The sequence below is a fragment of the Streptomyces sp. Sge12 genome, from assembly GCF_002080455.1.
GTDB lineage: Bacteria > Actinomycetota > Actinomycetes > Streptomycetales > Streptomycetaceae > Streptomyces.
In genome coordinates this window covers 6,288,198-6,313,353 of sequence record NZ_CP020555.1, presented here as the reverse complement: position 1 = coordinate 6,313,353, position 25,156 = coordinate 6,288,198, and the positions used below count along the sequence as shown (strand labels likewise).

Annotated in this window: 24 protein-coding genes; 6 read left to right on the top strand and 18 right to left on the bottom strand. The window is 72.6% G+C overall.

Annotated elements, in window-relative coordinates; all coding sequences use genetic code 11:
• Nucleotides 1-57: 57 nt before the first annotated feature.
• Nucleotides 58-1,251 (bottom strand): argininosuccinate synthase, encoded by a 1,194-nt coding sequence (locus B6R96_RS28370; RefSeq protein WP_030387140.1) that lies wholly within the window; start codon nt 1,249-1,251, stop codon nt 58-60.
• Nucleotides 1,252-1,437: 186 nt separating this feature from the next.
• Between B6R96_RS28370 and B6R96_RS28365 the strand changes: the two genes are divergently transcribed.
• Together B6R96_RS28365 and B6R96_RS28360 are read left to right on the top strand one after the other, a co-directional pair.
• Nucleotides 1,438-2,793, top strand: a complete 1,356-nt coding sequence (locus B6R96_RS28365; protein ID WP_081524009.1) for a HEAT repeat domain-containing protein — start codon at nt 1,438-1,440, stop codon at nt 2,791-2,793.
• A gap of 59 nt (nt 2,794-2,852) precedes the next feature.
• Complete coding sequence (locus tag B6R96_RS28360; protein ID WP_081525301.1) at nt 2,853-3,539, top strand: L,D-transpeptidase family protein; 687 nt, start codon at nt 2,853-2,855, stop codon at nt 3,537-3,539.
• A gap of 71 nt (nt 3,540-3,610) precedes the next feature.
• Here the strand turns inward: B6R96_RS28360 and B6R96_RS28355 are convergent, their stop codons facing one another.
• The 7 genes from B6R96_RS28355 to B6R96_RS28325 all read right to left on the bottom strand — a co-directional run bounded on the left by B6R96_RS28355 (nt 3,611) and on the right by B6R96_RS28325 (nt 10,753).
• The gene (locus B6R96_RS28355) at nt 3,611-4,147 is read right to left on the bottom strand and encodes an arginine repressor (protein ID WP_030010023.1); all 537 of its coding nucleotides are present in this window, start codon (nt 4,145-4,147) and stop codon (nt 3,611-3,613) included.
• Nucleotides 4,148-4,154: 7 nt separating this feature from the next.
• On the bottom strand, nt 4,155-5,360 hold the full coding sequence (locus tag B6R96_RS28350) for an acetylornithine transaminase (protein ID WP_081524008.1): 1,206 nt from the start codon (nt 5,358-5,360) through the stop codon (nt 4,155-4,157).
• Nucleotides 5,357-6,298: an acetylglutamate kinase gene (gene argB / locus B6R96_RS28345; protein ID WP_030387136.1), complete on the bottom strand. Its 942-nt coding sequence runs from the start codon at nt 6,296-6,298 to the stop codon at nt 5,357-5,359. Before argB ends, B6R96_RS28350 begins: the two co-directional genes overlap by 4 nt.
• Nucleotides 6,295-7,452 carry a bifunctional glutamate N-acetyltransferase/amino-acid acetyltransferase ArgJ gene (gene argJ / locus B6R96_RS28340; protein ID WP_081524007.1) on the bottom strand — a complete coding sequence of 386 codons (1,158 nt, stop codon included), beginning with the start codon at nt 7,450-7,452 and terminating at the stop codon, nt 6,295-6,297. The genes argB and argJ overlap by 4 nt, the downstream gene beginning before the upstream one ends.
• Nucleotides 7,449-8,477, bottom strand: coding sequence for an N-acetyl-gamma-glutamyl-phosphate reductase (argC, locus tag B6R96_RS28335; RefSeq protein WP_053704343.1), 1,029 nt, complete (start codon nt 8,475-8,477; stop codon nt 7,449-7,451). Before argC ends, argJ begins: the two co-directional genes overlap by 4 nt.
• A 220-nt stretch (nt 8,478-8,697) precedes the next feature.
• Nucleotides 8,698-9,276, bottom strand: coding sequence for a histidine phosphatase family protein (locus tag B6R96_RS28330; RefSeq protein WP_081524006.1), 579 nt, complete (start codon nt 9,274-9,276; stop codon nt 8,698-8,700).
• 31 nt (nt 9,277-9,307) lie between these two features.
• Nucleotides 9,308-10,753, bottom strand: a complete 1,446-nt coding sequence (locus B6R96_RS28325; protein ID WP_081524005.1) for an aminotransferase-like domain-containing protein — start codon at nt 10,751-10,753, stop codon at nt 9,308-9,310.
• Here B6R96_RS28325 and B6R96_RS28320 point away from each other — a divergent pair.
• Nucleotides 10,752-11,672, top strand: a complete 921-nt coding sequence (locus B6R96_RS28320) for a DMT family transporter (protein WP_081524004.1) — start codon at nt 10,752-10,754, stop codon at nt 11,670-11,672. The two genes, B6R96_RS28325 and B6R96_RS28320, sit on opposite strands and share 2 nt — an antisense overlap.
• A 57-nt stretch (nt 11,673-11,729) precedes the next feature.
• Nucleotides 11,730-11,927 (top strand): DUF1918 domain-containing protein, encoded by a 198-nt coding sequence (locus tag B6R96_RS28315; protein WP_030387130.1) that lies wholly within the window; start codon nt 11,730-11,732, stop codon nt 11,925-11,927.
• 1 nt (nt 11,928) lies between these two features.
• On the opposite strand, the gene B6R96_RS28310 is transcribed toward B6R96_RS28315, so the two are convergent.
• Nucleotides 11,929-13,173 carry a glycoside hydrolase family 10 protein gene (locus tag B6R96_RS28310; protein WP_081524003.1) on the bottom strand — a complete coding sequence of 415 codons (1,245 nt, stop codon included), beginning with the start codon at nt 13,171-13,173 and terminating at the stop codon, nt 11,929-11,931.
• Between the two features lie 139 nt (nt 13,174-13,312).
• On the opposite strand from B6R96_RS28310, the gene B6R96_RS28305 reads away from it, so the two are divergent.
• Entirely contained in the window at nt 13,313-14,206 is an 894-nt protein-coding gene (locus B6R96_RS28305) for a 3-hydroxybutyryl-CoA dehydrogenase (protein WP_051779362.1), read from the top strand.
• 10 nt (nt 14,207-14,216) lie between these two features.
• Here the strand turns inward: B6R96_RS28305 and B6R96_RS28300 are convergent, their stop codons facing one another.
• The 9 genes from B6R96_RS28300 to infC form a co-directional block, all read right to left on the bottom strand.
• Nucleotides 14,217-14,744 (bottom strand): NUDIX hydrolase, encoded by a 528-nt coding sequence (locus B6R96_RS28300; RefSeq protein WP_221510930.1) that lies wholly within the window; start codon nt 14,742-14,744, stop codon nt 14,217-14,219.
• Between the two features lie 62 nt (nt 14,745-14,806).
• A complete protein-coding gene (locus B6R96_RS28295) occupies nt 14,807-16,147 on the bottom strand; it encodes a hypothetical protein (protein ID WP_030387126.1) in 1,341 nt (446 codons plus the stop codon).
• Nucleotides 16,148-16,642: 495 nt separating this feature from the next.
• A complete protein-coding gene (pheT, locus tag B6R96_RS28290) occupies nt 16,643-19,171 on the bottom strand; it encodes a phenylalanine--tRNA ligase subunit beta (RefSeq protein ID WP_081524002.1) in 2,529 nt (842 codons plus the stop codon).
• Nucleotides 19,171-20,298, bottom strand: coding sequence for a phenylalanine--tRNA ligase subunit alpha (gene pheS / locus B6R96_RS28285; protein WP_030387124.1), 1,128 nt, complete (start codon nt 20,296-20,298; stop codon nt 19,171-19,173). Before pheS ends, pheT begins: the two co-directional genes overlap by 1 nt.
• Before the next feature lie 153 nt (nt 20,299-20,451).
• The gene (locus tag B6R96_RS28280) at nt 20,452-21,801 is read right to left on the bottom strand and encodes a sensor histidine kinase (protein ID WP_107475754.1); all 1,350 of its coding nucleotides are present in this window, start codon (nt 21,799-21,801) and stop codon (nt 20,452-20,454) included.
• Between the two features lie 55 nt (nt 21,802-21,856).
• Nucleotides 21,857-22,717: a TrmH family RNA methyltransferase gene (locus tag B6R96_RS28275; protein ID WP_053176503.1), complete on the bottom strand. Its 861-nt coding sequence runs from the start codon at nt 22,715-22,717 to the stop codon at nt 21,857-21,859.
• A gap of 214 nt (nt 22,718-22,931) precedes the next feature.
• Nucleotides 22,932-23,318: a 50S ribosomal protein L20 gene (rplT, locus tag B6R96_RS28270; protein WP_007263143.1), complete on the bottom strand. Its 387-nt coding sequence runs from the start codon at nt 23,316-23,318 to the stop codon at nt 22,932-22,934.
• Nucleotides 23,319-23,420: 102 nt separating this feature from the next.
• Entirely contained in the window at nt 23,421-23,615 is a 195-nt protein-coding gene (gene rpmI / locus B6R96_RS28265) for a 50S ribosomal protein L35 (RefSeq protein ID WP_030387121.1), read from the bottom strand.
• 103 nt (nt 23,616-23,718) lie between these two features.
• A complete protein-coding gene (gene infC / locus B6R96_RS28260) occupies nt 23,719-24,453 on the bottom strand; it encodes a translation initiation factor IF-3 (protein ID WP_033222476.1) in 735 nt (244 codons plus the stop codon).
• A 325-nt stretch (nt 24,454-24,778) separates the two neighbouring features.
• Here infC and B6R96_RS28250 point away from each other — a divergent pair, with 325 nt between their 5' ends.
• On the top strand, nt 24,779-25,156 hold the full coding sequence (locus tag B6R96_RS28250) for a DUF1844 domain-containing protein (protein ID WP_030387119.1): 378 nt from the start codon (nt 24,779-24,781) through the stop codon (nt 25,154-25,156).

Sequence of the window (25,156 nt, the reverse complement as noted above, 5' to 3'; positions counted from 1 at the left end):
GTGCAACCGCCTCCCCGCCGCGGAGGTAACGGGGAGGCGGTCCGGACTGCTGGTCGATCAGGCGAGGTCGCGGCGGGCCGCGATCTTCGAGGAGAGGCCGAAGATCTCGATGAAGCCCTGGGCCTTGGACTGGTCGAAGGTGTCGCCCGAGTCGTAGGTCGCGAGGTTGAAGTCGTACAGCGACTCGTCCGACTTCCGGCCGGTGACGACGGCACGGCCGCCGTGCAGGGTCATCCGGATGTCACCGGTGACGTGCTGGTTGGCCTCGTTGATGAAGCCGTCCAGCGCCCGCTTGAGCGGGGAGAACCACAGGCCGTCGTAGACCATCTCGCCCCAGCGCTGCTCGACCTGCCGCTTGTAGCGGGCCAGCTCGCGCTCGACGGTGACGTTCTCCAGCTCCTGGTGGGCCGTGATGAGCGCGATCGCGCCCGGGGCCTCGTACACCTCACGGGACTTGATGCCCACGAGGCGGTCCTCGACGATGTCGATCCGGCCGATGCCCTGCGCTCCGGCGCGGTCGTTGAGCTGCTGGATGGCCTGGAGCACGCTGACGGGCTTGCCGTCGATGGCGACCGGGACGCCCTCCTTGAAGGAGATGACGACCTCGTCGGGCTCGCGCTGCAGGGCCGGGTTCGAGGTGTACTCGTAGATGTCCTCGATCGGCGCGTTCCAGATGTCCTCCAGGAAGCCCGTCTCGACGGCGCGCCCGAAGACGTTCTGGTCGATGGAGTACGGGGACTTCTTGGTGGTCGCGATCGGGAGCTGCTTCTCCTCGCAGAAGGCGATCGCCTTGTCCCGGGTCATCGCGTAGTCGCGGACCGGGGCGATGCACTTGAGGTCCGGGGCGAGGGCGACGATGCCCGCCTCGAAGCGGACCTGGTCGTTGCCCTTGCCGGTGCAGCCGTGGGCGACGGTCGTGGCGCCGTGCTTCTTGGCGGCGGCGACCAGGTGCTTGACGATGGCCGGCCGGGAGAGCGCCGAGACCAGCGGGTACCGGTCCATGTAGAGGGCGTTCGCCTTGATCGCCGGGAGGCAGTACTCGTTGGCGAACTCGTCCGAGGCGTCGGCGACCTCGGCCTCGACCGCACCGCAGTCGAGCGCGCGCTTGCGGATGACGTCCAGGTCCTCGCCGCCCTGGCCGACGTCCACGGCAACGGCGATGACCTCGGCGCCCGTCTCCTCGGCGATCCAGCCGATGGCGACGGAGGTGTCCAGGCCGCCCGAGTAGGCGAGTACGACGCGCTCGGTCACGGGTTTCTCCTTACGGTGCATTCAACGACAGGCATAACTATGCACTACTCCGTATGTTTCGTCAATCAATGGGGGCGCGCGTGCCCCGCGCACTCCCCCTCCATCCAGCCTGACCTGCGGATATATGGGAGGCGAGGCGGCGGTCCGATTGCCTACGATCAACGCCGGACGTCATGGGGAGGACGCATGGACACGGATACGACGACGGAGATACCGCCGCCCGGGAGCCCGGCGGCCGCCTGGATCGCCTTCGACCACAGCGTCCGGAACATCCACTCCTGGTACTCCGTGAGCCCCCTCGGCGCGCCGCCGGCCGTGCGGCTGTGCCACGCCGACGGCCGGATCCGCGAGGCGGCCCTGCGGGCACCGCGGCCGCTGCCCGAGCTCGTCGCGATCCGCTGCGCGGACTGGGTGCCGGCCGTGCGCGAGCAGGCCCGGCAGGTGCTGGCCGCGGCCCTCGCCGAGGACCCCGCGGGCATCCTGCGCCGGCTGACGCCGCTCGTCCTGCGGCTGGGCCGGCGCGAGCAGGGCGCGTGGGCCCTGGAGCGCTTCGAGGCCGTACTGGACGATGCCCCGGCCCTCCTCGGCGGGCTGCGCACGAGCCAGGACCCGCCGACCCGGCGGTTCGCCGCGCGGCTGACCGTCGGGGCCGGGCTGCTGGACGTACGGGAGCTGGCCGCCCTGGCCGCCGACGAGACCGACCCGCCGACGAGCGGGGTGTGGACGGACGCGGCGCTGGCCGCCCTGGCCGCCCACGGCCCGGACGGCGAGGCGATCGACTCGCTGCTCGGCGCGCACGGCCCGATGGTCCGCTCCGCCGGGGTCACCGCCCTGCGCGGGGCCGGCCGGACCGCCGAGGCCGCGGGCCACCTCGCCGACCGCTCCGGGCTGGTCCGGGCCTGCGCCCGCTGGCTGGTCCGCCGGGCCGGCGGCGACCCGTACGCGCTGAGCCGCGCGGCGCTGACCGACCCCGCGCGCGTGAGCCCGTACGCGGTGACCGCTTTCGCCGAGTGCGCCCGCCGCGAGGACGCGCCGGTGCTGCGCGCCCTGCTGGAGCACCCCGCCGGCCAGGTGCGGGCCGCGGCCGTGGGCGGACTGCGCCTGCTGGACACCACCGACCTGGAGCTGCTGCGGCCGCTGCTGGACGATCCGTCGCCGGCGGTGGCCCGCGAGGCGGCCCGGAGCCTGAGCGGCTCCGCCGCACGGCTGCCCGCCGACTGGCTGATGGCCCGCATCGCGCCCGAGCGGCCCCCGCACACCCGCCGGGCCGCCTACCGGGTGCTGTTCGCCCGGGGCGGGATCGCCGGACTGCGCGCCTCCGTACAGGTGCTGACGGACCCGGACCCGGCCCTGCGGACGATCGCCGCGCAGCGGATCCAGAGCATGTGGTCCCCGTACCGGCCGCCGGACCTGCCGTCGGGGGACCCGGAGGTCGGCGCCCTTCTGGACCGGTGCACGCACCTGTTCAGCGACCACGTCATGCGGCGGATGCGCTCCCGGCTCGCCGTCCCGTCCGGACCCGCCCCGGTGGACGGATCCTGACGTCGCGACGGCCTGCCTGCGCTGCTGACGCCCCGTGCGCCCGTACGGTCTGACATGTGCTGCGTACCGCTCTCGTCACCGGCGTCACTCTCGTCGCGGCCCTGCTCCCGCAGGCCCCCGCGCCCCTGCCCGACCGCCTCGCCGACACCGGCGGCGGCAGCCAGCTGATCACCGCCGTCGCACCCTCACCCGGATCGACCACCGGCCGGGTGATCTGGTGGGAGCGGTGGGCGGGACGCTGGCACGAGTCCGGGAGCGCGCCCGCCCGCTTCGGCGCGAACGGCCTCACCGACGGGGCGACCCGGACCCAGGGCACCAACACCACGCCCACGGGCCTGTACGAACTGCCCTACGCCTTCGGGATCCGGCGGGCACCGGTCGGCACGGGCCACGCGTACCGGCGGGTGAGCGCCGACTCGTGGTGGTGCCAGGACAACGCGTCCGCCCAGTACAACCGCTGGGTCGAGCCGCTGCCGGCGGACTGCGCGCCGGGCGAGGCCGAGCACCTGGTGACGTACGAGAAGCAGTACGCGCACGCGCTGGTCATCGGCTTCAACTACGACCGGCCCGTGCGCGGCCGGGGCGCCGGGATCTTCCTGCACGTCAACGGCAAGGGCGCGACGGCCGGTTGCGTGTCCGTGCCCGAGCGGGCCATGCGGGCGATCCTGCGCTGGGCGGACCCGGGCCGGCGTCCGCACATCGCGATCGGCACGGAGTCCGGGGACCTGGCCGTGACCCGGTACTGATCCGGGCGCGGCCGGATCCGGCACGACCCGGCGGGACCGGGCGGGACCGGAAAGCCCCGTCCCAGCTCTCTTCAGCTCTCCTTCTGCGCCAGGCGCAGCAGGTGGTCGGCGAGGGCCTGGCCGCCCGCCGGGTCCCGGCTGATCAGCATCAGGGTGTCGTCACCCGCGATCGTGCCGAGGATGGCACGGAGCTCGGCCTGGTCGATCGCCGAGGCGAGGAACTGCGCGGCACCCGGCGGGGTGCGCAGGACCACGAGGTTGGCGGAGGCCTCCGCCGAGATCAGCAGCTCCCCGGAGAGGCGCCGCATGCGCTCCTCCTTCGCGGACTCGCCGAGCGGGGCCTGCGGGGTGCGGAAGCCGCCCTCGCTGGGTACCGCGTAGATCAGCTCGCCGCCCGTGTTGCGGATCTTCACCGCGCCCAGCTCGTCGAGGTCGCGCGAGAGAGTCGCCTGGGTGACGCTCAGCCCGTCGTCGGCGAGCAGCTTGGCCAGCTGGCTCTGGGAGCGGACCGGCTGGCGGTTGAGGATGTCCACGATCCGGCGGTGACGCGCGGTCCGGGTCTGCGGGACGGCCTGGCCGCCTTGCTCGTTGTCCTGCGCCTGACTCATCGTCGTCTCATTCTCCGGATCCGTCCCCGCCTGCTGCGTCAAGGATGCCGGGCAGGGCCCGGACGAACGCGTCCGCCTCGGCCTCGGTGAGTACGTACGGGGGCATGAGCCGTACGACATCGGGGGCGGGCGCGTTGACCAGGAAGCCGGCATCCTGAGCCGCCTGCTGCACCCGGGCGGCGAGCGGCTCGGTCAGCACGATACCCAGCAGCAGGCCCGCGCCCCGGACGTGGGAGACCAGGGAGTGGCCCGTGGCCTCGATCCCGGAGCGCAACCGCTCGCCGCGGGCCTTGACCTGGTCGAGCAGCCCGCCCGTGGCGATCGTGTCGATCACCGCGAGGCCGGCGGCGCAGGCGACCGGGTTGCCGCCGAAGGTGGTGCCGTGCTGGCCCGGCCGGAGCAGGTCGGCCACGGGGCCGAAGGCGGCCACCGCGCCGATGGGCAGACCGCCGCCCAGCCCCTTGGCGAGGGTGACGATGTCGGGCTCGACGTCCTCGTGGGCCTGGTGCTCGAACCACTGGCCGCACCGGCCGATGCCGGTCTGCACCTCGTCGAGGACGAGGAGGGTGCCGGTGGCGCGGGTGATCTCGCGGGCGGCCGTCAGGTACCCGGCGGGGGGCACGACGACGCCGTTCTCGCCCTGGATGGGCTCGATGACCACGAGCGCGGTCTCCTCGGTGACGGCGGCCCGCAGGGCCTCGACGTCTCCGAAGGGGACGTGCGTGACGTCGCCCGGCAGCGGCCGGAAGGGCTCCTGCTTCTTCGGCTGGCCGGTGAGCGCGAGAGCGCCCATGGTCCGGCCGTGGAAGCCGCCGTCGGTCGCGACCATGTGGGTCCGCCCGGTCAGCCGGCCGATCTTGAAGGCGGCTTCGATGGACTCGGCGCCCGAGTTGCAGAAGAAGACCTTGCCGGGGCGGCCGAACAGCTGGAGCAGCCGTTCGCCGAGGGCGACGACCGGCTCGGAGATGAAGAGGTTCGAGACGTGCCCGAGGGTGGAGATCTGCTCGGTCACGGCCGCCACGATCGCCGGGTGGGCGTGGCCGAGGGCGTTGACCGCGATGCCGCCGACGAAGTCGGTGTACTGATTGCCGTCGGCGTCCCAGACCTGGGCGCCCTCGCCGCGTACGAGCGCGACCGCGGGGGTGCCGTAGTTGTCGGTGAGCGCTGCCTGCCAGCGAGCGCCGTACTCCTGGTTGCCGGTGCCCTTCGTCATTCTGTTCCCCCTGACTGGTGGTCGGGCACGACCATCGTGCCGATGCCGGAGTCCGTGAAGATCTCCAGCAGGATCGAGTGCTGGACCCGTCCGTCGAGCACGCGGGCGGTGTTCACGCCGTTGCGCACGGCGTGCAGGCAGCCCTCCATCTTGGGCACCATGCCGCTGGACAGGTCGGGCAGCAGCTTCTCCAGCTCGCTGACGGTGAGCTTGCTGATGACCTCGTCGCTGTGCGGCCAGTCCGCATACAGCCCCTCGACGTCGGTCAGCACCATCAGCGTCTCGGCGCCGAGTGCGGCCGCGAGCGCCGCGGCCGCGGTGTCGGCGTTGACGTTGTAGACGTGGTGGTCGTCGGCGCTGCCCGCGATGGAGGAGATGACCGGGATCCGGCCGTCCGCCAGCAGGGCCTCGATCGCTCCGGTGTCGATGGAGGTGATCTCCCCGACCCGGCCGATGTCGATGGACTCGCCGCCGATCTGCGGGCTGTGCTTGGTGGCGATGATGGTGCGGGCGTCCTCGCCGGTCATGCCGACGGCGAGCGGCCCGTGCTGGTTGAGCAGTCCGACCAGCTCGCGCTGGACGTGGCCCGCCAGGACCATCCGTACGACGTCCATGGCCTCCGGGGTCGTCACGCGCAGGCCGGCCTTGAACTCGCTGACCAGGCCCTGCTTGTCGAGCTGGGCGTTGATCTGGGGGCCGCCGCCGTGCACGACGACCGGCTTCAGGCCGGCCTGCCGCAGGAAGACCACGTCCTGGGCGAAGGCCGCCTTGAGGTCCTCGTCGATCATGGCGTTGCCGCCGAACTTGATGACGACGACCTTGCCGTTGTGGCGGGTGAGCCACGGCAGGGCCTCGATGAGGATCTGCGCCTTGGGCAGGGCGGTGTGCTTGCGGGCGGTACCGGAGGTGCCGGGCTGGCCGGCCTTCTCGTCGCTCATGAGGAGTACGCGCTGTTCTCGTGGACGTATTCGGCGGTCAGGTCGTTGGCCCAGATGACGGCGGATTCGCCGCCGTTGGCGAGGTCGGCGGTGATGCGGACCTCGCGGTCCTTCATCGAGACCAGGTCGCGGTCCTCGCCGACCGATCCGTTCCGGCAGACCCAGACGCCGTTGATGGCGACGTTCAGCCGGTCCGGGTCGAAGCCTGCCTTGGTGGTGCCGATCGCGGAGAGCACCCGGCCCCAGTTGGGGTCCTCGCCGTGGATGGCGCACTTGAGCAGGTTGTTGCGGGCGATGGAACGGCCGACCTCGACCGCGTCGTCCTCGCTGGCCGCGCCGATGACCTCGATGCGGATGTCCTTGCTGGCGCCCTCGGCGTCGCCGATGAGCTGGCGGGCCAGGTCGTCGCAGACCGTGCGCACGGCCTCGGCGAAGTCCTCGTACGCCGGCACCTGGCCGGAGGCGCCGGAGGCGAGCAGCAGCACCGTGTCGTTGGTGGACATGCAGCCGTCGGAGTCGACCCGGTCGAAGGTGGTGCGGGTGGCGGCGCGCAGCGCCTTGTCGAGGGTGGCGCTGTCCAGGTCGGCGTCGGTGGTGATGACGACGAGCATGGTGGCGAGGCCCGGGGCGAGCATGCCCGCGCCCTTGGCCATGCCGCCGACGGTCCAGCCGGCCCGGGAGACGGTGGCCGTCTTGTGGACGGTGTCGGTGGTCTTGATGGCGATGGCGGCGTCCTCGCCGCCGTCCGCGGACAGGGCGGCGGCCGCGGTCTCGACGCCGGGGAGCAGCTTGTCCATGGGGAGCAGGACGCCGATCAGGCCGGTGGAGGCGACTGCGATCTCGCCGGCGTTGAAGTCGCCGCCGAGGACCTGAGCGACCTTCTCCGCGGTGGCGTGGGTGTCCTGGAAGCCCTTGGGGCCCGTGCAGGCGTTGGCGCCACCGGAGTTGAGGACGACCGCGCTGACCGTGCCGCCGCGCAGGACCTGCTCGGACCAATGCACGGGGGCGGCCTTGACGCGGTTGGAGGTGAAGACGCCCGCGGCGGCCAGCCTCGGCCCGTTGTTGACCACCAGGGCCAGGTCGGGGTTGCCGTTGGCCTTGATCCCGGCGGCGATGCCCGCTGCCGTGAACCCCTGTGCTGCCGTGACACTCACGGTGCGACTCCGATCGTCGAAAGCCCGAGCTGCTCGGGGAGCCCGAGGGCGATGTTCATGCTCTGCACCGCGCCGCCGGCGGTGCCCTTGGTCAGGTTGTCGATGGCGCTGATGGCGATGATCCGGCGGGCGGACTCGTCGTAGGCGACCTGGACGTGGACGGCGTTGGAACCGTGGACGGACTTGGTGGACGGCATCTGGCCCTCGGGCAGCAGGTGCACGAAGGGTTCGTCGGCGTACGCCTTCTCGTAGGCGGCGCGCAGCGATTCGGCGGTGGTGCCGGGGAGCGCCTTGGCCGAGCAGGTGGCGAGGATGCCGCGGGCCATGGGCACGAGGGTCGGGGTGAAGGAGACGGAGACGCGCTCTCCCGCGAGCGGGCTGAGGTTCTGCACCATCTCGGGCGTGTGGCGGTGGCCGCCGCCCACGCCGTAGGGGGTCACCGAGCCCATCACCTCGGCGCCGAGCAGGTGCGGCTTGAGGGCCTTGCCGGCGCCGGAGGTTCCGGTGGCGGCGACGATCACGGCCTCGGGCTCGGCGAAGCCGCCCTGGTAGGCGGGGAAGAGTGCGAGGGAGACGGCGGTGGGGAAGCAGCCGGGGACGGCGATGCGCCTGGTCCCCGTCAGTGCCTCGCGGGCGCCGGGCAGTTCGGGGAGCCCGTAGGGCCAGGTACCGGCGTGCGGGGCGCCGTAGAAGGCGTCCCAGTCGGCGGAGTCCTTGAGCCGGTGGTCGGCGCCCATGTCGACGACGAGGACCTCGTCGCCGAGCTGGGCGGCGACGGCGGCGGACTGGCCGTGCGGGAGGGCGAGGAAGACGACGTCGTGGCCGGCGAGGACCTCGGGGGTGGTCGCTTCCAGGGTGCGTCCCGCGAGCGGCACGAGGTGCGGTTGCAGGGAACCGAGGAGCTGTCCGGCGTTGGAGTTGCCCGTCAGGGCGCCGATCTCCACCTCGGGGTGCGAGAGCAGGAGGCGCAGGGCTTCTCCGCCCGCGTATCCGCTCGCTCCGGCCACCGCTACACGTACCACCATCGGACCCTCCTCATCGATGGCATGACTATACGTACTTACGCACGTTTATGCAATGCACTTGATCGCGATGGGGAAGGGCTCACCGAAGGACCGGGGGCGCGCGGCACCCTCGGGAGAATATGTAGCAGGAAAGCGTGCGATCCGACGCCGATTCCGCCGCATGCGGCAGTCCTGGTCCTGTCGACGAGACGGATCGGGACCCCGGGTTGGATCCGGACGCCTAGGCCGGGGCCGGCTGCAGGGAGAGGTACCAGCGGCCGGACCAGCCGGTGAGGGTCATCGTGGACAGCGGTCGGACGTCCACGTTCCAGTAGGTCAGCGGGGGCGCCTTCAGCGCGTACACCAGGGCCGCCCGGACCACCGAGGGCTCCGCCACCGCCACGATCGCGCCGCCGTCGTCGGCGGGCCGGGTGTCGAGCCAGCCGCCGACCCGGGAGATGAAGGCGAGCAGGGATTCGCCCCCGTGCGGGGCGGATCGCGGGTCGCTGAGCCACAGCTCCACGGCCCCGGGCTCGTGGGCGGCGACCTCGGCCAGGGTCAGCCCCCGCCAGCGGCCCATGTCGCACTCGCGCAGCGCGGGCTGCGCGAGGGGCGCGTACCCGAGGGCCTCGCCCGTGGCGCGGCTGCGCGGGGTCGGCGAGCAGTAGCGCAGCTCGGCCGAGCCCAGCGGTACGAGGCCCCGGGCGGCGGACTCCACCGCCCGCCAGCCGGCCCCGTCCAGCGGGCGGTCGTCGTCGAAGCGCTCGGCGAGCAGCGAGGAACTACGGGCTGCGGCAACGAGCGAAACCCGAACATGCATGCGGCGATGGTGAGCCGCGTACCGCGTGCGGTCAAGCGTCCGGACCGAGACCTTCCGCCAGGCCGGTGCGCAGCCGCCGGGCCGCTTCGACCAGTTCGCCGGGGCCCGCGACCCCGGCGAAGCTCAGCCGGACGTACGGACCCGGCGGTTCGGCGCAGAAGTACGGGCGGCCCGGGGCCACCGCCACCCCGGCGCGCAGGGCGGCCGCCGCGAAGGCCGTGTCGTCACCGCCCCCGGCCGGCCGCACCCACAACTGGTATCCGCCGGACGGCAGGTGCGGCAGTTCCAGGGCGGGCAGCTCCCGCCGGAGGGCTCCCGCGAGCACCTCCCGCCGGTGGCGCAGTTCGGCGGCCACGGTCCGCAGGTGGCGCGGCCAGGCGGGTGCGCCGACCAGTTCCAGGGCGGCCTCCTGGAGCGGCCGGGGCACGAAGAAGCTGTCCACGATCTGAATGGCGCGCAGCCGGTCGACCACCGGGCCCCGGGCGGCCAGGGCGCCGACCCGCAGGCTGGGCGAGGTGGACTTGGTCAGCGACCGGACGTGCACCACCACCCCGTCCGCGTCCTCGGCGGCCAGGGTCGCGGGCAGCGGACCGGCGTCCTCGTGGGCCAGGGCCCGGGCGTAGTCGTCCTCGACCACGAAGGCCCCGGCGGCGCGCGCGATGCGCAGCACCTCGGCCCGCCGCCCCGGAGCCAGTACCGCACCGGTCGGGTTCTGGAACAGCGGCTGGCATACGAACACCCGCGCCCCGGTCGCCTCGAAGGCGGCGGCCAGCAGCTCCGGCCGGACCCCCTCGGCGTCCACCGGCACCGGCACGGGCCGGCACCCGGAGGCCCGGGCGATGGCGAGCAGCCCGGGGTAGGTCGGGGACTCGACCAGGATCGGCGCCCCGGGCGGGGCGAGCGCCCGCAGGGCGGTGGCCAGCGCGCTCTGGCCGCCCGCGGTGATCAGCACGTCGGCGGCGACGAGCGCGCCGCCGATCTCCCGGGCGAACCAGTCGCGCAGCTCGGGCAGCCCCTCCAGGGGCGGCCGCCCCCAGGCCCCGGGCCGCCGCCCGGCCCGGGCCAGCGCGGCCGCCATGGCCCGCTCGGGCTGGAGGGAGGGGTGCAGGTAGCCGCCGTTGAGCTCGATCACGCCCGGCGGCGGCGCGGCCAGCGAGCCCAGCACGCCGGTGGCGTCGACGGACCGCGGGACGATGTCCCCGGCCCCCTCGGCGCTCAGGGCGACCTCCTGCCAGGAGGTGTCGCCGGCCGCGGGGGCCGCCGTGCGCGGTGCGGCGCGGAAGACCCCGGCGCCGGGCCGGGTGACGACCAGGCCCTCGGCGGCGAGCTGGGCGAGGGCCCTGGAGACGGTGACGGGGCTGACCCGGTAGCGCTCCACCAGAGCCCGACTCGACGGGAGCTTTCCACCTATCGAGTAGCGGTTCAGCTCCGACCGCAAGGATTCGGCCAGCTCCGCCACACTGCTACGCTCATACATGACAGCACAGAATAGCGCTACTCTTCCGACCACGATAGCGGTCAAGAACCCGGTACGCCGGGGCACCGCCCTCGCACTGCTCGGCGTCGTCGCCTTCTCGCTGACCTTCCCCGCCACCGCCTGGGGACTGGAGAGCTTCGGCCCGTGGTCCCTGGTCGCGCTGCGCAGTGCCCTGGCCGCCGCCATCGCCGGTGCCTTCCTGCTGGCCCGGCGGGTCCCGCTGCCCGCACGCGAGCACTGGGCGGGCCTGGCCGTGGTCGCCGCCGGAGTGGTCGTCGGGTTCCCGATGCTGACCACCCTCGCGCTGACGACCTCCACCACCTCGCACGCCGCCGTGGTGGTCGGCCTCCTCCCGCTCACCACGGCCGCGCTGTCCGCGGTGCGCACCGGAGCCCGTCCCTCGCGCGCCTTCTGGGCCGCGGCCCTCGCCGGGGCCGCCGTCGTGCTCGCATTCGTCGTGTGGGACGGCGCGCTCGCGCAGAGCGGCGGCGCCCTCTCCGCGGGCGACGCCTACCTGTTCGCCGCCCTGCTGGTGTGCGCCGCCGGGTACACCGAGGGCGGCCGCCTCGCCCGCATGCTGCCCGGCTGGCAGGTGATCGGCTGGGCGCTGGTCCTGTGCCTGCCGCTCAGCCTGGCGGGCTCCGTGGCCGGGCTCGCGTACGAGCCCGTGCACCTCGGCTTCCACGGGCTCACCGGGCTCATCTGGGCGGCAGCCGGCTCCACCTTCCTCGGCCTGTACGTCTGGTACCGGGGCATGGCCGAGATCGGGGCGCCGCGGGCCAGCCAGCTCCAGCTCGCCCAGCCGCTGCTGACCCTGGTCTGGTCGGTGGCCCTGCTGGGCGAGCACCTGTCCCCCGCCGCACCGGTCGCCGCGTGCGCGGTACTCGTCTGCATCGCGGTGACCCAACGGGTCAAATAGCCGCACTACGCCCTAAACTGCTAGCACCGGATCGGACCGCCACCGAGGAGGTCAGTTATGCGCGCGACCGAGGGCGACCAGCTGGTGCAGCACGGCAGGATCGTTGGACAGCACGACAAGGTGGGCGAGATCACCCAGGTCCTGGGCGAGAACGGAACCCCCCCGTACCGGGTCCGTTTCCAGGACGGCCACGAGGCACTGATGGCTCCCGGACCCGACTGCACGGTCCGCCACCCCGCAGAGCCCCCTCACTGAATCAGCGCGGGGGCACCGCCGACCGGTAGTGGTCGGCGACCACCCGGGCCATCGCCCCGTTGGGGTCCGCCGCCACCTGCTTCGCCGAGAAGTAGACGTGGCCGCGGACCTCCGGGTACCCCGCGGCGAAGGTCAGGTGCTTCGACAGCTCCCCGGGATCGCGCCAGGCCTCGGTGGGGCTGTCCTCGTCGCAGCGGTACAGCGCCTCCCCCACGTACAGGTCCACGCCCGTACCGGCGACGGTCCGCGCCCACCAGGGCACGATGTCGGCGTAGTCGGCGGTCGGGTGCCCGATGTGCCAGTACGCCTGGGGCACGACGTAGTCGATCCAGCCCTCCCTGACCCACTTGCGGGTGTCCGCGTACAGGTCGTCGTAGGTCCCGAGGCCCGCGCGGGTCGGCGAACCGGCCGGGTCCCGGTCGGAGTTGCGCCACACGGCGAACGGGCTGATCCCGAAGCGGGGCGCCGGCCGCAGCGCCCGCAGCCGTACGGACATCTCGTGGACCAGGGTGTCGATGTTGCTGCGGCGCCAAGCGGCGCGCGAGGTGAAGCCCGCCCCGTACTCCTCGAAGGCCTCGTCGTCGTCGAAGTACTCCCCCTCCACCGGGTACGGGTAGAAGTAGTCGTCCCAGTGCACCGCGTCGAGCGGGTAGCGGGAGACGGCGTCGAACATGGCGTCCTGGACGAAGCGCCGCACCTCGGGCAGGCCCGGGTTGTAGTAGAGCTTGCCGCCGTACTCCACCGTCCAGCCCGGATTGCGGCGCGCCGGGTGCGTGGACACGAGCCGGTCGAGATCGGTGTGGTTGGCCACGCGGAACGGATTGAACCAGGCGTGCAGCTCCAGCCCGCGGGCGTGCGCCTCCGTGACGGCCGTACCCAGCGGGTCCCAGCCCGGATCCACCCCCTGCTCCCCGGTCAGCCACTGCGACCAGGGCTCCAGATCCGAGGGCCACAGGGCGTCCGCCGCCGGCCGGACCTGGAGGACCACCGCGCCGAGGCGCCGCGCGACCGCGGTGTCGAGGAGCCCGAGCAGCTCCGAGCGCTGCCGCGCGGCGGAGAGTCCGCTCTCGGAGGGCCAGTCCACATTCGACACCGAGGCGATCCACATACCGCGGAAGCCGGCCGCGTCCGCCCGGGCGCCCCGCCCGGTGCGCCGCCCCGCCGCCGCCGCGGGCGGGCCGGTCGTGGCGGCGGCGATCACCCCCACGGCTCCGGCCAGCAGTGCCCGTCGACCGATGTACCCCATGTGACATCTCCACTTCACTGAGTGACATTGCAGGATGTCCGCCCAGCATGCCCGCCCCGGCCCGCCGCCCCGCGCAAGGTCGGGAGTAACGTCGGGGGGCGTGGCGGGCGCCGGAATCGTACGGGGGACCCGCCGACGGATGAGCTGCGAAAGGCACGAAGTGACTGACCTCCCTTCCGACATCACACGAGTCGGCGTAGTGGGCTGTGGCCAGATGGGCGCGGGTATCGCCGAGGTGTGCGCCCGCAGTGGCCTTGAGGTCAAGGTCGCCGAGACCACCGGCGAAGCCCTGGAGATCGGCCGTACCCGGCTGCACAACTCCCTGACCAAGGCCGCCGAACGCGGCAAGATCAGTGAGGAGGAGCGGGACGCCGCCCTGGCCCGCCTCACCTTCACCACCGACCTCGGCGAGTTCGCCGACCGTGACCTCGTCATCGAGGCCGTCGTCGAGAACGAGCAGGTCAAGACGGAGATCTTCCAGGTCCTCGACCAGGTGATCACCCGCCCGGACGCGATCCTGGCGTCCAACACCTCCTCGATCCCGCTGGTCAAGCTGGCCGTCGCGACCTCGCGGCCGGACCAGGTCATCGGCATCCACTTCTTCAACCCGGCCCCCGTGCAGAAGCTCGTCGAGCTGATCCCGGCGCTGACCACGGGCGAGGAGACGATCAAGCGCGCAGAGGCCCTGGTGCGGGACGTGCTCGGCAAGCACGCGGTCCGCGCCCAGGACCGTTCCGGCTTCGTCGTCAACGCCCTGCTCGTGCCCTACCTGCTCTCCGCGATCCGGATGTTCGAGTCGGGCATCGCGAGCCGCGAGGACATCGACAACGGCATGGAGCTGGGCTGCGCCCACCCGATGGGCCCGCTGAAGCTGTCCGACCTCATCGGCCTGGACACCATCGCCTCGATCGCCGACTCGATGTACGCCGAGTACAAGGAGCCGCTGTACGCCGCTCCCCCGCTGCTCCAGCGCATGGTCGACGCCGGCCGCCTGGGCCGCAAGACGGGCGCGGGCTTCTACCCGTACGGCTGATCACCCCCGCCTACGGCCGGCCCAGCCGCAGGTGGTGCAGCAGGAGCAGCCCGGCCGCCATGTTGGCGGCCGGGATCTCCCCGCGCGCGATCATGTCCGGCACCAGTTTGAGCGGGACCCACTCCCGGCGCGAGGACTCGAAAGCGTCCTCGGGATACCCGATGTGGGTGGCTCCGTCCGCCCAGTAGAGGTGGTGCCGGGCGTCGGTCAGTCCGTTGGACGGCTCCACGGTCATCAGGTGGTGGAGCGGGCCGGGCCGCCAGCCCGACTCCTCCTCCATCTCGCGGGCCGCCGCGACCGCGATGTCCTCGCCGTCCTCGACCACCCCGGCGGGCAGTTCCCAGCCCCAGCTGTCGGTGATGAAGCGGTGCCGCCAGAGCAGCAGCACCTCATTGGCCTCGTTGACGGCCGTGGCGACGGCGACCGGACGCAGCCGGATCACGAAGTGGTCCAGGTGCCGGCCGTCGGGGAGTTCCACATCGGCGAGATTCACGTCGAACCATCGGTTCTTGTACACGGTCTGCTCACTCAGGTTCATCCACTGCACGGCAGTGCCACCTTCCTTTCGAGTAGGTGGCAAACATGGCAGCAGCTGACCGGTCACAGCGGAACGCGCAGCGCCCCGTCGATGAGCAGCGCGGTCTCCTCCGCGCCGGTACAACCGCTGGTCAGAAGCTGTTCGCGGACCGCCCGCAGCCGGTCGCGCAGCCGCAGCGACTCCATGCCCCTGGCCCGCTCGGCCATCTCGGCCGCGGACGCCGCGGCCCGGTCCGCCTCCCCCTGGAGCAGCTGGATCTCGCACAGCATCGCCAGCCGGTGCACCCGCCCGCGGTCGTGCGCGGGGGTGCCGACGGCCGCGGTCGCGTGCACCCGCGCGGCTTCCAGATCGCCCAGGCTGAGCAGCGCCTCGGCGACCTGCACGTTGACGAGCCCCGGCTGTACGTAGCCGGTCTCGTCCGGCTCGCTGCCCGGGCGGATCCGCTCGGCGGCCGCCTCCGCCTTGCGGATGCAGGCCAGCGCCGCCCCGGTGTCGCCGAGCTGGGCGTACGCCTTGGCCTGCATGGCGTGGAGGTCCGCGGCCAGCGCCGGTGTGGTGTGCCGCCCGGCGGCGCGCAGCGCGGCCTCGGCGAAGGCGACGGCCTGGCGGTACTCGCGCAGGTGCAGGGACTGGTTGACTATCAGCGCGATGACATAGGCCCCGAGCCCGCGGTCGCCGCTCGCCTTGGCCAGGCGCAGCGCCTGGTGGAAGTAGCGCTGGGCCAGCCCGTGGGCGTCCGAGTCGTAGGCGCAGATCCCCGCCACCGCCACCAGGGACCCTGTCGCCCGGTGCAGCCGGCGCCCCAGGTCGTCGGAGTAGCTTCCGCGCAGCATGGGCGCGGTCTCACTGCCAAGGAAGCGGACGATCCGGTCCCGCGTGGCCAGGCCGCCGGCCCGGCGGTACATCAGCTCGTAGTGGGCGCGGGCGGACTTCAGGATCTCGATGTGCTCGGGACCGATCGGGTTCGGGCCCTCCCGGGACACGTCGGCGTCCTCCGGCGGGTTCTCCCACTCCCACACCGGGATGACCGCCGGCGTCCCGGTGACCGCCCCGGCTGCGAGCAGTTGGGGCCGGGCCTGGCCGTCCGAGCGCCACAGGGCGGCGGCCCGGTCCACGAACCCGCTGAGCGGCGAGGCGTGCAGCGGAACCGGCTGGTCGGCCGCGCCGAGCCCGATGTCGTCCAGGCCCAGGGTCCGCCGCAGCCGGCCGCCGAGCACCTCGCAGATCAGGTCGGGGACCTGCCCCCGGGGCCGCTGGCCCTTCAACCACCGTGTCACGGCGGTGTGTTCGTAGCGCAGGGCGAGTCCGCGGGTGCGGCCTGCCTGGTTCACGTACGCGGCGAGTCCGGCATGGGACATACCCGCCTCGGCGAGGAGGGCGTCGAGCAGGACATTGGGCTGCATGGGCCGCTCCAAGGGCTCGTCCGTCTCAGGCTAGTGGGTGCGCGGTTCACACGGGGTGTGAACCGAGTACGCGCATAAATGCGATGCGCACTCTGCCGCACGGAGCCCTCGAGGCGCTTCACTGAAGAGCCTCGCCAAGAGGTAGCTCGGGTCGTCGGCTCCCCCTCGTACAGTGCGACGACCCGTCACCGCGCCGCCCGTTCTGCTGTCTGCCCGACACTCCATGGCAGGCGGGCGGCGCGTTCCGGCTCCACCGGCGCCCGGTTGGTCGCCGCGCCCCGGCAGGGGCCGGGCCGGACGCGCGCCGGGCTCATCCACCGGGCCCGGCGCGCGTGTTCCGGGCCGATCGCCGCTGAGCAGCGGGCCGATCGTCGCGGAGCACCGGCCGCCGCGCGGGGCTTCCCCCGGCCCCCGCCGCGGACCACCGGGTACTCACCCGAATGAGTGAGGGCCCCTCCGGTGATCCGGAGGGGCCCTCACTGGTGCACGAAGCGGTTACGCGCCCCGGAGCACGGCCCCGGTCCGCTCGCCCGCCAGGGCCACCGCCGCGTCACGCGCAGCCGTGGACTCCTCGGCGGTCAGCGTCCGGTCGGCCGCGCGGAAGCGCAGCGCGTAGGCCAGGGACTTCTTGCCCTCGCCGACCTGCTCACCGGTGAACACGTCGAACAGCCGCAGCGATTCGAGGAGTTCGCCCGCACCCTTGCGCAGGGCGGCCTCCACCGCGGACGCCGGGACGGAGGCGTCGACGATCAGCGCCACGTCCTGGGTCGCCACCGGGAAGGAGGAGATCCGGGGCGCTTGCAGGGCCTCGCCACCGGCCGCCGCGAGGCGGTCCAGGTCGAGCTCCATCGCGCTGGTGCGGGCCGGCAGGCCCATCGCCTTGACCACCCGCGGGTGCAGCTCACCGGCGTGGCCGATGACCTGCTCGACCCCGTCGACGGTGACGACCAGCTCGGCGCAGCGGCCCGGGTGCCAGGGACCGTACTGGCCCTGGCGGACGACCAGCTCGGCGCCCGCCTCGACGGCGAGCGCGCGGGCGGCCTGGACGGCGTCCGCCCAGTCGGCCGGGCGGCCCTTGCCCCACCAGCCGGCCTGCTCGCGGGCACCGGCCAGCACGACCGCGGCGTACCGCGGCTGCGCGGGCAGGGCCGCGTTCAGGGTGGCGATCTCCTCGTCCGTGGGACGCCGGTCGACGGGCAGCCGTACGGCGACACCCGGCCGGGCGGCCGCGCGGAAGACCGAGCCGGTCTCGAAGAGCGCGAGGTCGTGGCTGCCCCGGCTGTCGTTGCGGCGCAGCGCGCCGAGCAGACCCGGCAGCAGCGTGGTGCGCAGCGCCGGCTCCTCGTCGGAGATCGGGTTGACCAGCTTGACGACCTGGCGCGCGGCATCGTGCGCCGGGAGCTGGAGCTGGTCGAAGACGCCCTCGCCGATGAACGGGTAGCTGAGCGCCTCGACGTAGCCCGAGCCGGCCAGCGCGCGGCCGACGCGGCGGTGCAGCTGCTGGCGGGCGGTCAGACCGCGGCCGGAGGGCACCTGCGGGAGGGTCGACGGGAGGTTCCCGTAGCCCTCCAGCCGGATGACCTCTTCGGCGAGGTCGTTGGGCTCGGCGAGGTCGGGCCGCCACGACGGGACCGTGACGACGAGCTCGTCCTGGCCGTAGACGTCGCAGCCGATCTCCTGGAGGCGGCGCACGACGGTCTCGCGGCCGTACTCCATGCCCGCGACCCGGTCCGGGTGGTCCGCGCTCATCGCGATGGTGCGCGGGGCGCCCGGAGCGATGATCTGGGTGACGCCGGCCTCGGCGGTGCCGCCCGCGAGGAGCACGAGCAGGTCGACGGTCCGCTGTGCGGCCGCGGCGGCGGCCTGCGGGTCGACGCCCCGCTCGAAGCGCTTGGAGGCCTCCGAGGACAGCTTCAGACGGCGGGCGGTGCGCGAGATCGACACGGAGTCGAAGTGCGCGGCCTCGATGACGACGTCCGTGGTCCCCGTGACCTGTCCGGTTTCGGGGTCGGTGACGGAGTCGGCGATCTCGGTGTTGGCGCCGCCCATGACACCGGCGAGACCGATCGGCCCGCTGTTGTCGGTGATCACCAGGTCCTCGGCGTCCAGCGTGCGCTTGACGCCGTCGAGGGTGGTGAACTTCTCGCCCTGCTCGGCACGGCGGACACCGATGGTGCCGTCGATGCTGGAGCGGTCGTAGGCGTGCAGCGGCTGGCCGAGCTCCAGCATCACGTAGTTGGTGATGTCCACGGCGAGCGAGATCGGGCGCATGCCCGCCTTCTGCAGGCGGCGGGTCAGCCAGATCGGGGAGCGCGCGTCGGGGTCGAGGCCGGTCACCGTGCGGGCGGTGAACCGGTCGCAGCCGGCCGGGTCGTCGACCTTGACCGGGTAGCCGTACGAGTTCGGCTGGGGCACGTCGAGCAGCGCCGGGTCGCGCAGCGGCAGGCCGTAGGCGGTGGCCGCCTCGCGGGCGACACCGCGCATGGACATGCAGTAGCCGCGGTCCGGGGTGATGTCGATGTCGAGGACCTCGTCGACGAGCTGGAGCAGCTCGATCGCGTCGGTACCGACCTCGTGCTCGTGCGGCAGCACGATGATGCCGTGCGTGCCGTCGTCGCCCATGCCCAGCTCGTCGCCGGAGCAGATCATGCCGTGCGAGGTGCGGCCGTAGGTCTTGCGCGAGGCGATCGCGAAGTCGCCGGGCAGGACCGCGCCCGGCAGGACCACGACGACCTTGTCGCCGACGGCGAAGTTGCGGGCGCCGCAGACGATCTCCTGCGGCTCACCGGTGCCGTTGGCGGAGCCGACGTCGACCGTGCAGAAGCGGATCGGCTTGCGGAAGCCCTCCAGCTCCTCGATGGTCAGCACCTGGCCGACGACGAGCGGGCCCTTGAGGCCGCCGCCGAGCTGCTCGACGGTCTCGACCTCGAGGCCGGCGTCGACCAGCTTGGCGGCCACGTCACGGCCGGTTTCGCCCGCGGGGAGGTCGACGTACTCCCGCAGCCAGGAAAGCGGGACGCGCATCAGATCTCACTCCCGAACGGCCGGGTGAAACGCACGTCACCCTCGACCATGTCTCGCATGTCTTCGACGTTGTGGCGGAACATCAGCATCCGTTCGATGCCGAACCCGAAGGCGAACCCGCTGTACTTCTCGGGGTCCACACCGCAGGCGGTGAGCACCTTGGGGTTGACCATGCCGCAGCCGCCGAGCTCGATCCAGCCCTCGCTGGAGCAGGTACGGCACGGGCGGTCGGGGTTGCCCACCGATTCACCGCGGCACACGTAGCACTGCATGTCCATCTCGGCGGACGGCTCGGTGAAGGGGAAGAAGTGCGGGCGCAGCCGCGTGGTGGTGCCCTCGCCGAAGAGCTCCTGGACCATGTGGTCCATGGTGCCCTTGAGGTCGGCCATGGTCAGGCCCTCGTCCACGGCCAGCAGCTCGACCTGGTGGAAGACGGGGGTGTGCGTCGCGTCGAGCTCATCGGTGCGGTACACCCGGCCCGGGCAGACGATGTAGACGGGCGGCTTGCGCTCCAGCAGCGAGCGCGCCTGCACCGGGGAGGTGTGGGTGCGCAGCACGACGCCGGACTCGTCGCCCTGGGTGCCCTCGGGCCCCTGGACGAAGAAGGTGTCCTGCATCTGGCGCGCCGGGTGGTCGGGCGTGAAGTTGAGGGCGTCGAAGTTGAACCACTCGGCCTCCACCTCCGGCCCCTCGGCGACCTCGTACCCCATGGCCACGAAGATGTCCGCGATGCGGTCCATCAGCGTGGTCAGAGGGTGCCGGGCGCCGGCGGGGACGCGGTCGTAGGGCAGCGTGACGTCCACGGCCTCCTCGACCAGCACCCGCTCGTCGCGCTCCGCCTCGAGCGCGACCGTGCGGGCCCCGAAGGCCTTGTTCACGGCGCCGCGGGCCTGGCCCACGCGCTTACCCGCCTCGGCCTTGGCCTGCGGGGGCAGCGCGCCGATCTCGCGGTTGGCGAGCGCCAGGGGCGAGCGGTCGCCCATGTGCGCGGTCTTCGCCTCACGCAGCGCGTCGAGGTCGCCGGCGGACGCGAAGGCGGCGAGCGCCTCGTCCCGCATGCGCTCGATCTCTTCCGGTTTCAGTGCCTCGACCTCGACAGGGTCGTACGACTTGTTCGGTGCCGACATCTCTTCCCGTACTTCCGATGGCTGGCTGGTTGGGTCCCCCGCGCGACGCGCAGGACGCGCTCGGCACAAGGACACAAAGGTGCCAAAGGACGAGTCTAAAGGTCGCTGGGGGTTGAGGAGCCCGTGGGCCGCCTGCCGAGACTCTCCGCAGGGCTACTGCGTGAGGTACGCGGGGGCGCTCACGGGCAGGATAAATCGGAACTCGGCGCCGCCGCCGGGGCCGCGGCCGACCGTGATGGTCCCGCCGTGGGCCTCCACGATGCCCTTGACGATGTACAGGCCCAGGCCGGTGCCGCCGCGCTTGCTCCCCCGCCAGAAGCGGGTGAAGACGCGGCCCATCGACTCCTCGGGGATCCCGGGGCCTTCGTCGGACACGGTGACGGCGGTTCCCTTCTCATGCGGCGACACCTCGATGGTGACCGTTCCCTCGCCGTGGCGCACCGCATTTTCGAGGAGGTTGCCGAGGATCTGGTCGATCTTGTCCGGATCGGCCCACAGATCGGGGAGCGGGCGGCTGACACTCACGAGGAACCGCTCGGGGGCCTGCCCGTTCGCGGTGAGCGCCTGTACGTGGCGGCCGACGGCGGTGGCGATGTCCACCGGCTGCCGGCGCACCTCCAGGCGGCCGGAGTCGATGCGGGAGATGTCGAGGAGTTCGGCGATGAGGCGGGTGACGCGGTTGGCATCGGCGTCGACGGTCTCCAGCATCAGCCGCTTCTGGTCGTCCGTGAACCGCTCCCACTTGGCGAGCAGGGTGGCCGTGAACCCCTTGACCGAGGTCAGCGGCGAGCGCAGCTCGTGGGCGACGGTGGCGATCAGCTCGGCGTGGCTGCGTTCGGTGCGGCGGCGGGCCTCGGTGCCGCGCAGGGTGACCACGAGGCGGCGCAGCGGGCCGGTGGGATGCGTACGGATGTAGCTGGCGGACACCAGCACCTCGCGCCCGCCCGGGAGCAGCAGGTTCCGCTCGGGCTGTCCGCGGCGGGTGGCGAGGCCCCCGTACGGGTCGGTCAGGGCCCACCAGCGGCGGCCTTCGAGATCCTCCAGCGGGAGCGCCCGGTCGATGCGCCGGCCGAGCGCCTGGGCGGGGTCGGTCGCGGTCATCCGGGCGGCGGCGCGGTTGAAGCAGATGACCCGCCCGGTGTCGTCGGCGACGACCAGCCCGTCGGGCAGGCTGTCGGGGTCGATACCGAAGCCGAGCCCCTCGCCGGGGGCCTCCTCGTGCGCGACCGTCCCGGCCGCCGCGCGGGTCGCGGGCGCCGGGGAGCCGGCCTGCAGCGGTACGGAGCGCCGCGTACCGGCGGCGCGCTCGCGGGGTGCGGCATCGGCCCGGGGGCCCGGGACGGTGTCGGCGGGCCCGCCCGCGCGGGTGCCGGCCGGAGGCTGCGGTGGGACGCCGGACAGCGCGTCGACCTGCGGCGGGGCCTGGGCGGCGCCGGGTGCGGCGGGCACCGGTGCACCGGCCGTCGTTCCGGCCCCCGGTGAGCTGTTCGTACCGACGGTCATGTCCCCGTACCCCACATCTCCGAGTAGCGCAGTGGGCCCCCGGGCCGCCACATTACTAGCTGGGGGTCACGGAGCGGCACCCTCCGGGCGCCCGCTGTGCACGCGCGGACGCGTAGAGGCACACGGCGGCGGCCGTCGCCAGGTTCAGACTCTCGGCCTTTCCGTGGATCGGGACCCGTACGACGGCGTCCGCCAGCGCCCTGGTCTCCTCCGGCAGGCCCCAGGCCTCGTTGCCGAAGACCCAGGCGGAGGGCCCGCCCATGGTGCCCGCGTCCAGCTCGGCGTCGAGGTCGTCCTCACCCGCGCCGTCGGCCGCCAGGATCCGTACGCCGGCGGCCCGCAGCCCCTCGACGGCCTGCTCCACCGGAACGCCGACGGCGACCGGGAGGTGGAAGAGGGAGCCCACGGAGGCCCGTACGGACTTGGGGTTGTAGAGGTCCACGGAGGCGTCGGTCAGCACCACCGCGTCGGCGCCGGCGGCGTCCGCGCAGCGCAGCACCGTGCCGGCGTTGCCGGGGTCGCGGACGTGCGCGAGGACGGCGACCAGCTTGGGCTCGGCCTTCAGGATCTCCTCGAACGGGGAGTCCAGGAAGTGGCAGACGCCGACCAGGCCCTGCGGGGTGACCGTCTGCGAGACCTCGGCGAGCACCTCGTCGGAGGCGTAGTGGACGCGGGCGCCCGCGTCCAGGGCGGCCTCGATGATCCCGGTGTAGCGCTCGGCGGCCTCGATGGTGGCGAACAGCTCGATCAGGGTCGACGCGCCCGTGGGACCGCGGTGCTCGACGGCCTCGCGGACGGCCTGCGGGCCCTCGGCGATGAAGCGGCGCTCCTTGGTGCGGAAGTTGCGCCGGGCCAGTCGCCTGGCGGCGGCCACCCGCGGGGATCGGGGGGAGATCAGCTCGTCGGGGTGACCCATGGTGTGTGCGGTTCTCTCTCGGGGTTCCGGGCGGACGGTGCGGGGCGGTGGTACGGGCGGCGTCGCGGTGCCGGTCGGGGCGTGACCGGGCGGCGCGTGACGGGGCGGGGCGGTGCGGGACAGTGCGGTGCGGGGCGGAAAGCACACGGACCCGCAGGCGAAATGCCTGCGGGTCCGTGGGGGCCGGCCCTGTGCGAGCGGGGCCGGCTAGCCCTTAGGCAGCGGCCTTGGGGGCGTTGACGTCGGCCGGGAGCGCCTTCTGCGCGACCTCGACGAGCGCGGCGAACGCGTTGGCGTCGTTGACGGCCAGCTCCGCGAGGATCTTGCGGTCCACCTCGATGTTGGCGGCCTTCAGACCCTGGATGAGGCGGTTGTACGTCATGCCGTTCTGGCGGGCAGCGGCGTTGATGCGCTGGATCCACAGCTGACGGAAGTCGCCCTTGCGCTTCTTGCGGTCGTTGAAGTTGTAGACCAGCGAGTGGGTGACCTGCTCCTTGGCCTTGCGGTACAGGCGCGAACGCTGACCGCGGTAGCCGGAGGCCGCCTCGAGGATCGCCCGGCGCTTCTTGTGGGCGTTTACTGCCCGCTTGACGCGTGCCACTTTTTAACTCCTTGTAGCGGGGCCGTGGGTGTCTTCACACGGCCCGAATTCGATGGGGTCCCGGTCTTGACGTCCCGCTCCCGCACTGGGGAGCGGAGGACGTCACTTGCCGAGAAGCTTCTTGATCTTCGCGGCGTCGCCGGGGGCCATCTCCGCGGTGCCGGTCAGGCGGCGGGTGACACGGGACGACTTGTGCTCGAGCAGGTGGCGCTTGCCGGCGCGCTCACGGAGCACCTTGCCGGAGCCGGTGATCTTGAAGCGCTTCTTGGAACCGCTGTGCGTCTTGTTCTTCGGCATAGCGCCGTTATCTCCTCGTCGGTGGCGCTCCCGCCGGTCCTGTGGGGACCGGCTGACGGGAGCGTCATGTTGTGTCGGTGATCCGAGACGGGCTGCCTCGGAATCAGGCCTCGGCGTTCGCCTCGTCGGCCGGAGCCTCATCGGCAGCGGCCTCGGTGGCCTCGGCAGAGGCGACCTCGGTGGTGTCATCGACCTCGACGGCGGCGTCCTCGGAAGGAGCCTCGTCTTCGGTGTGGGCGACACCCTGGCGCTCCGCCTTGCGGGCGGCCTGCGCCTCGCGGGCTTCGGCCATCGCCTCGGTCTTCTTCTTGTGCGGACCGAGGACCATGATCATGTTTCGGCCGTCCTGCTTCGGGTTCGACTCGATGAACCCGAGGTCCTCGACGTCCGAAGCGAGACGCTGCAGCAGTCGGTAGCCGAGTTCCGGCCGGGACTGCTCGCGACCACGGAACATGATCGTGATCTTGACCTTGTCGCCCTGCTTGAGGAACCGAACGACGTGACCCTTCTTGGTGTCATAGTCGTGCGGGTCGATCTTCGGCCGGAGCTTCATTTCCTTGATGACCGTGTGCGCCTGGTTCTTGCGCGCCTCACGGGCCTTCATGGCCGACTCGTACTTGAACTTGCCGTAGTCCATGAGCTTGCAGACCGGCGGGCGTGCGGACGCCGCGACCTCGACCAGGTCGAGGTCGTACTCCTGCGCGAGCTCAAGCGCCTTGGCAAGCGGCACGATGCCGACCTGCTCGCCGCTGGGACCGACAAGCCGTACCTCGGGAACGCGAATCCGGTCGTTGATGCGGGGCTCGGTGCTGATGGATCCTCCTCGGTAGCACCACACGGCTGCCTGGCAGACAGCCGCTGACGTGTATTTCCGTCAGACCGACCACAGCGGGGAGAATGAAAAAAGCCCCGCCGGGCACAGGCAGGGGCTCCAAAACAACCGGAACACCGCCGCATGCGATCGCGGGGCGTAAAATCGGGCAGCTTTCCATCGTCCGTACGGAACGATGGATACCGCCTGACCGGTGACCCGCCGCCCCGGAGGGCAGTCAGGTGGGAGAACGGAGCCTCCACTTGTGGGCCGGGCACAGAAGTGTCCGGCCGGTCGAAGTACATACTAGCACCCGCGCCGCAAGCCCGCCGCACGGCATATCGTGGGGCGCATGACTGACGCGACACCCCCCACCGACCCCGCTGCCGACGGCGCCCCCGACTACGACACCATGACCCGCGACATCGCGGACGTGCCCGCCGTCGAGGTGATCACCACGGTGGCCGTGCACCTGCTGAGCGCCGCGGCGGTCAACCTGGGCCTGGACAAGCCGGACTCCGAGCACAAGGACCTCGACGAGGCCCGCAAGCTGATCACGGCCCTGGCCGGCCTGGTCACCGCGAGCGCCACCGAGATCAGCTCCTTCCACGCGGCCCCGCTGCGCGACGGCCTGAAGTCGCTCCAGCTCGCCTTCCGCGAGGCCTCGATCGTGCCGGACGAGCCGGGCCAGGGGCCGGGCGAGAAGTTCACGGGCCCCGTCTTCGGCTGA

Excerpts from the sequence above, each read along its gene's own strand:
- pheT (WP_081524002.1), bottom strand. The coding sequence starts at position 19,171 with ATGCGCGTCCCGCTTTCCTGGCTGCGGGAGTACGTCGACCTCCCCGCG.
- B6R96_RS28305 (WP_051779362.1), top strand. The coding sequence starts at position 13,313 with ATGAGCTGCGAAAGGCACGAAGTGACTGACCTCCCTTCCGACATCACA.
- B6R96_RS28325 (WP_081524005.1), bottom strand. The coding sequence starts at position 10,753 with ATGTATGAGCGTAGCAGTGTGGCGGAGCTGGCCGAATCCTTGCGGTCG.
- B6R96_RS28295 (WP_030387126.1), bottom strand. The coding sequence starts at position 16,147 with ATGCAGCCCAATGTCCTGCTCGACGCCCTCCTCGCCGAGGCGGGTATG.
- B6R96_RS28275 (WP_053176503.1), bottom strand. The coding sequence starts at position 22,717 with ATGGGTCACCCCGACGAGCTGATCTCCCCCCGATCCCCGCGGGTGGCC.
- B6R96_RS28320 (WP_081524004.1), top strand. The coding sequence starts at position 10,752 with ATGACAGCACAGAATAGCGCTACTCTTCCGACCACGATAGCGGTCAAG.
- B6R96_RS28315 (WP_030387130.1), top strand. The coding sequence starts at position 11,730 with ATGCGCGCGACCGAGGGCGACCAGCTGGTGCAGCACGGCAGGATCGTT.
- B6R96_RS28280 (WP_107475754.1), bottom strand. The coding sequence starts at position 21,801 with ATGACCGTCGGTACGAACAGCTCACCGGGGGCCGGAACGACGGCCGGT.
- B6R96_RS28300 (WP_221510930.1), bottom strand. The coding sequence starts at position 14,744 with ATGAACCTGAGTGAGCAGACCGTGTACAAGAACCGATGGTTCGACGTG.
- B6R96_RS28355 (WP_030010023.1), bottom strand. The coding sequence starts at position 4,147 with ATGAGTCAGGCGCAGGACAACGAGCAAGGCGGCCAGGCCGTCCCGCAG.
- pheS (WP_030387124.1), bottom strand. The coding sequence starts at position 20,298 with ATGTCGGCACCGAACAAGTCGTACGACCCTGTCGAGGTCGAGGCACTG.
- B6R96_RS28330 (WP_081524006.1), bottom strand. The coding sequence starts at position 9,276 with ATGCATGTTCGGGTTTCGCTCGTTGCCGCAGCCCGTAGTTCCTCGCTG.
- argC (WP_053704343.1), bottom strand. The coding sequence starts at position 8,477 with ATGGTGGTACGTGTAGCGGTGGCCGGAGCGAGCGGATACGCGGGCGGA.
- argB (WP_030387136.1), bottom strand. The coding sequence starts at position 6,298 with ATGAGCGACGAGAAGGCCGGCCAGCCCGGCACCTCCGGTACCGCCCGC.
- B6R96_RS28310 (WP_081524003.1), bottom strand. The coding sequence starts at position 13,173 with ATGGGGTACATCGGTCGACGGGCACTGCTGGCCGGAGCCGTGGGGGTG.
- B6R96_RS28250 (WP_030387119.1), top strand. The coding sequence starts at position 24,779 with ATGACTGACGCGACACCCCCCACCGACCCCGCTGCCGACGGCGCCCCC.
- B6R96_RS28350 (WP_081524008.1), bottom strand. The coding sequence starts at position 5,360 with ATGACGAAGGGCACCGGCAACCAGGAGTACGGCGCTCGCTGGCAGGCA.
- B6R96_RS28365 (WP_081524009.1), top strand. The coding sequence starts at position 1,438 with ATGGACACGGATACGACGACGGAGATACCGCCGCCCGGGAGCCCGGCG.
- rpmI (WP_030387121.1), bottom strand. The coding sequence starts at position 23,615 with ATGCCGAAGAACAAGACGCACAGCGGTTCCAAGAAGCGCTTCAAGATC.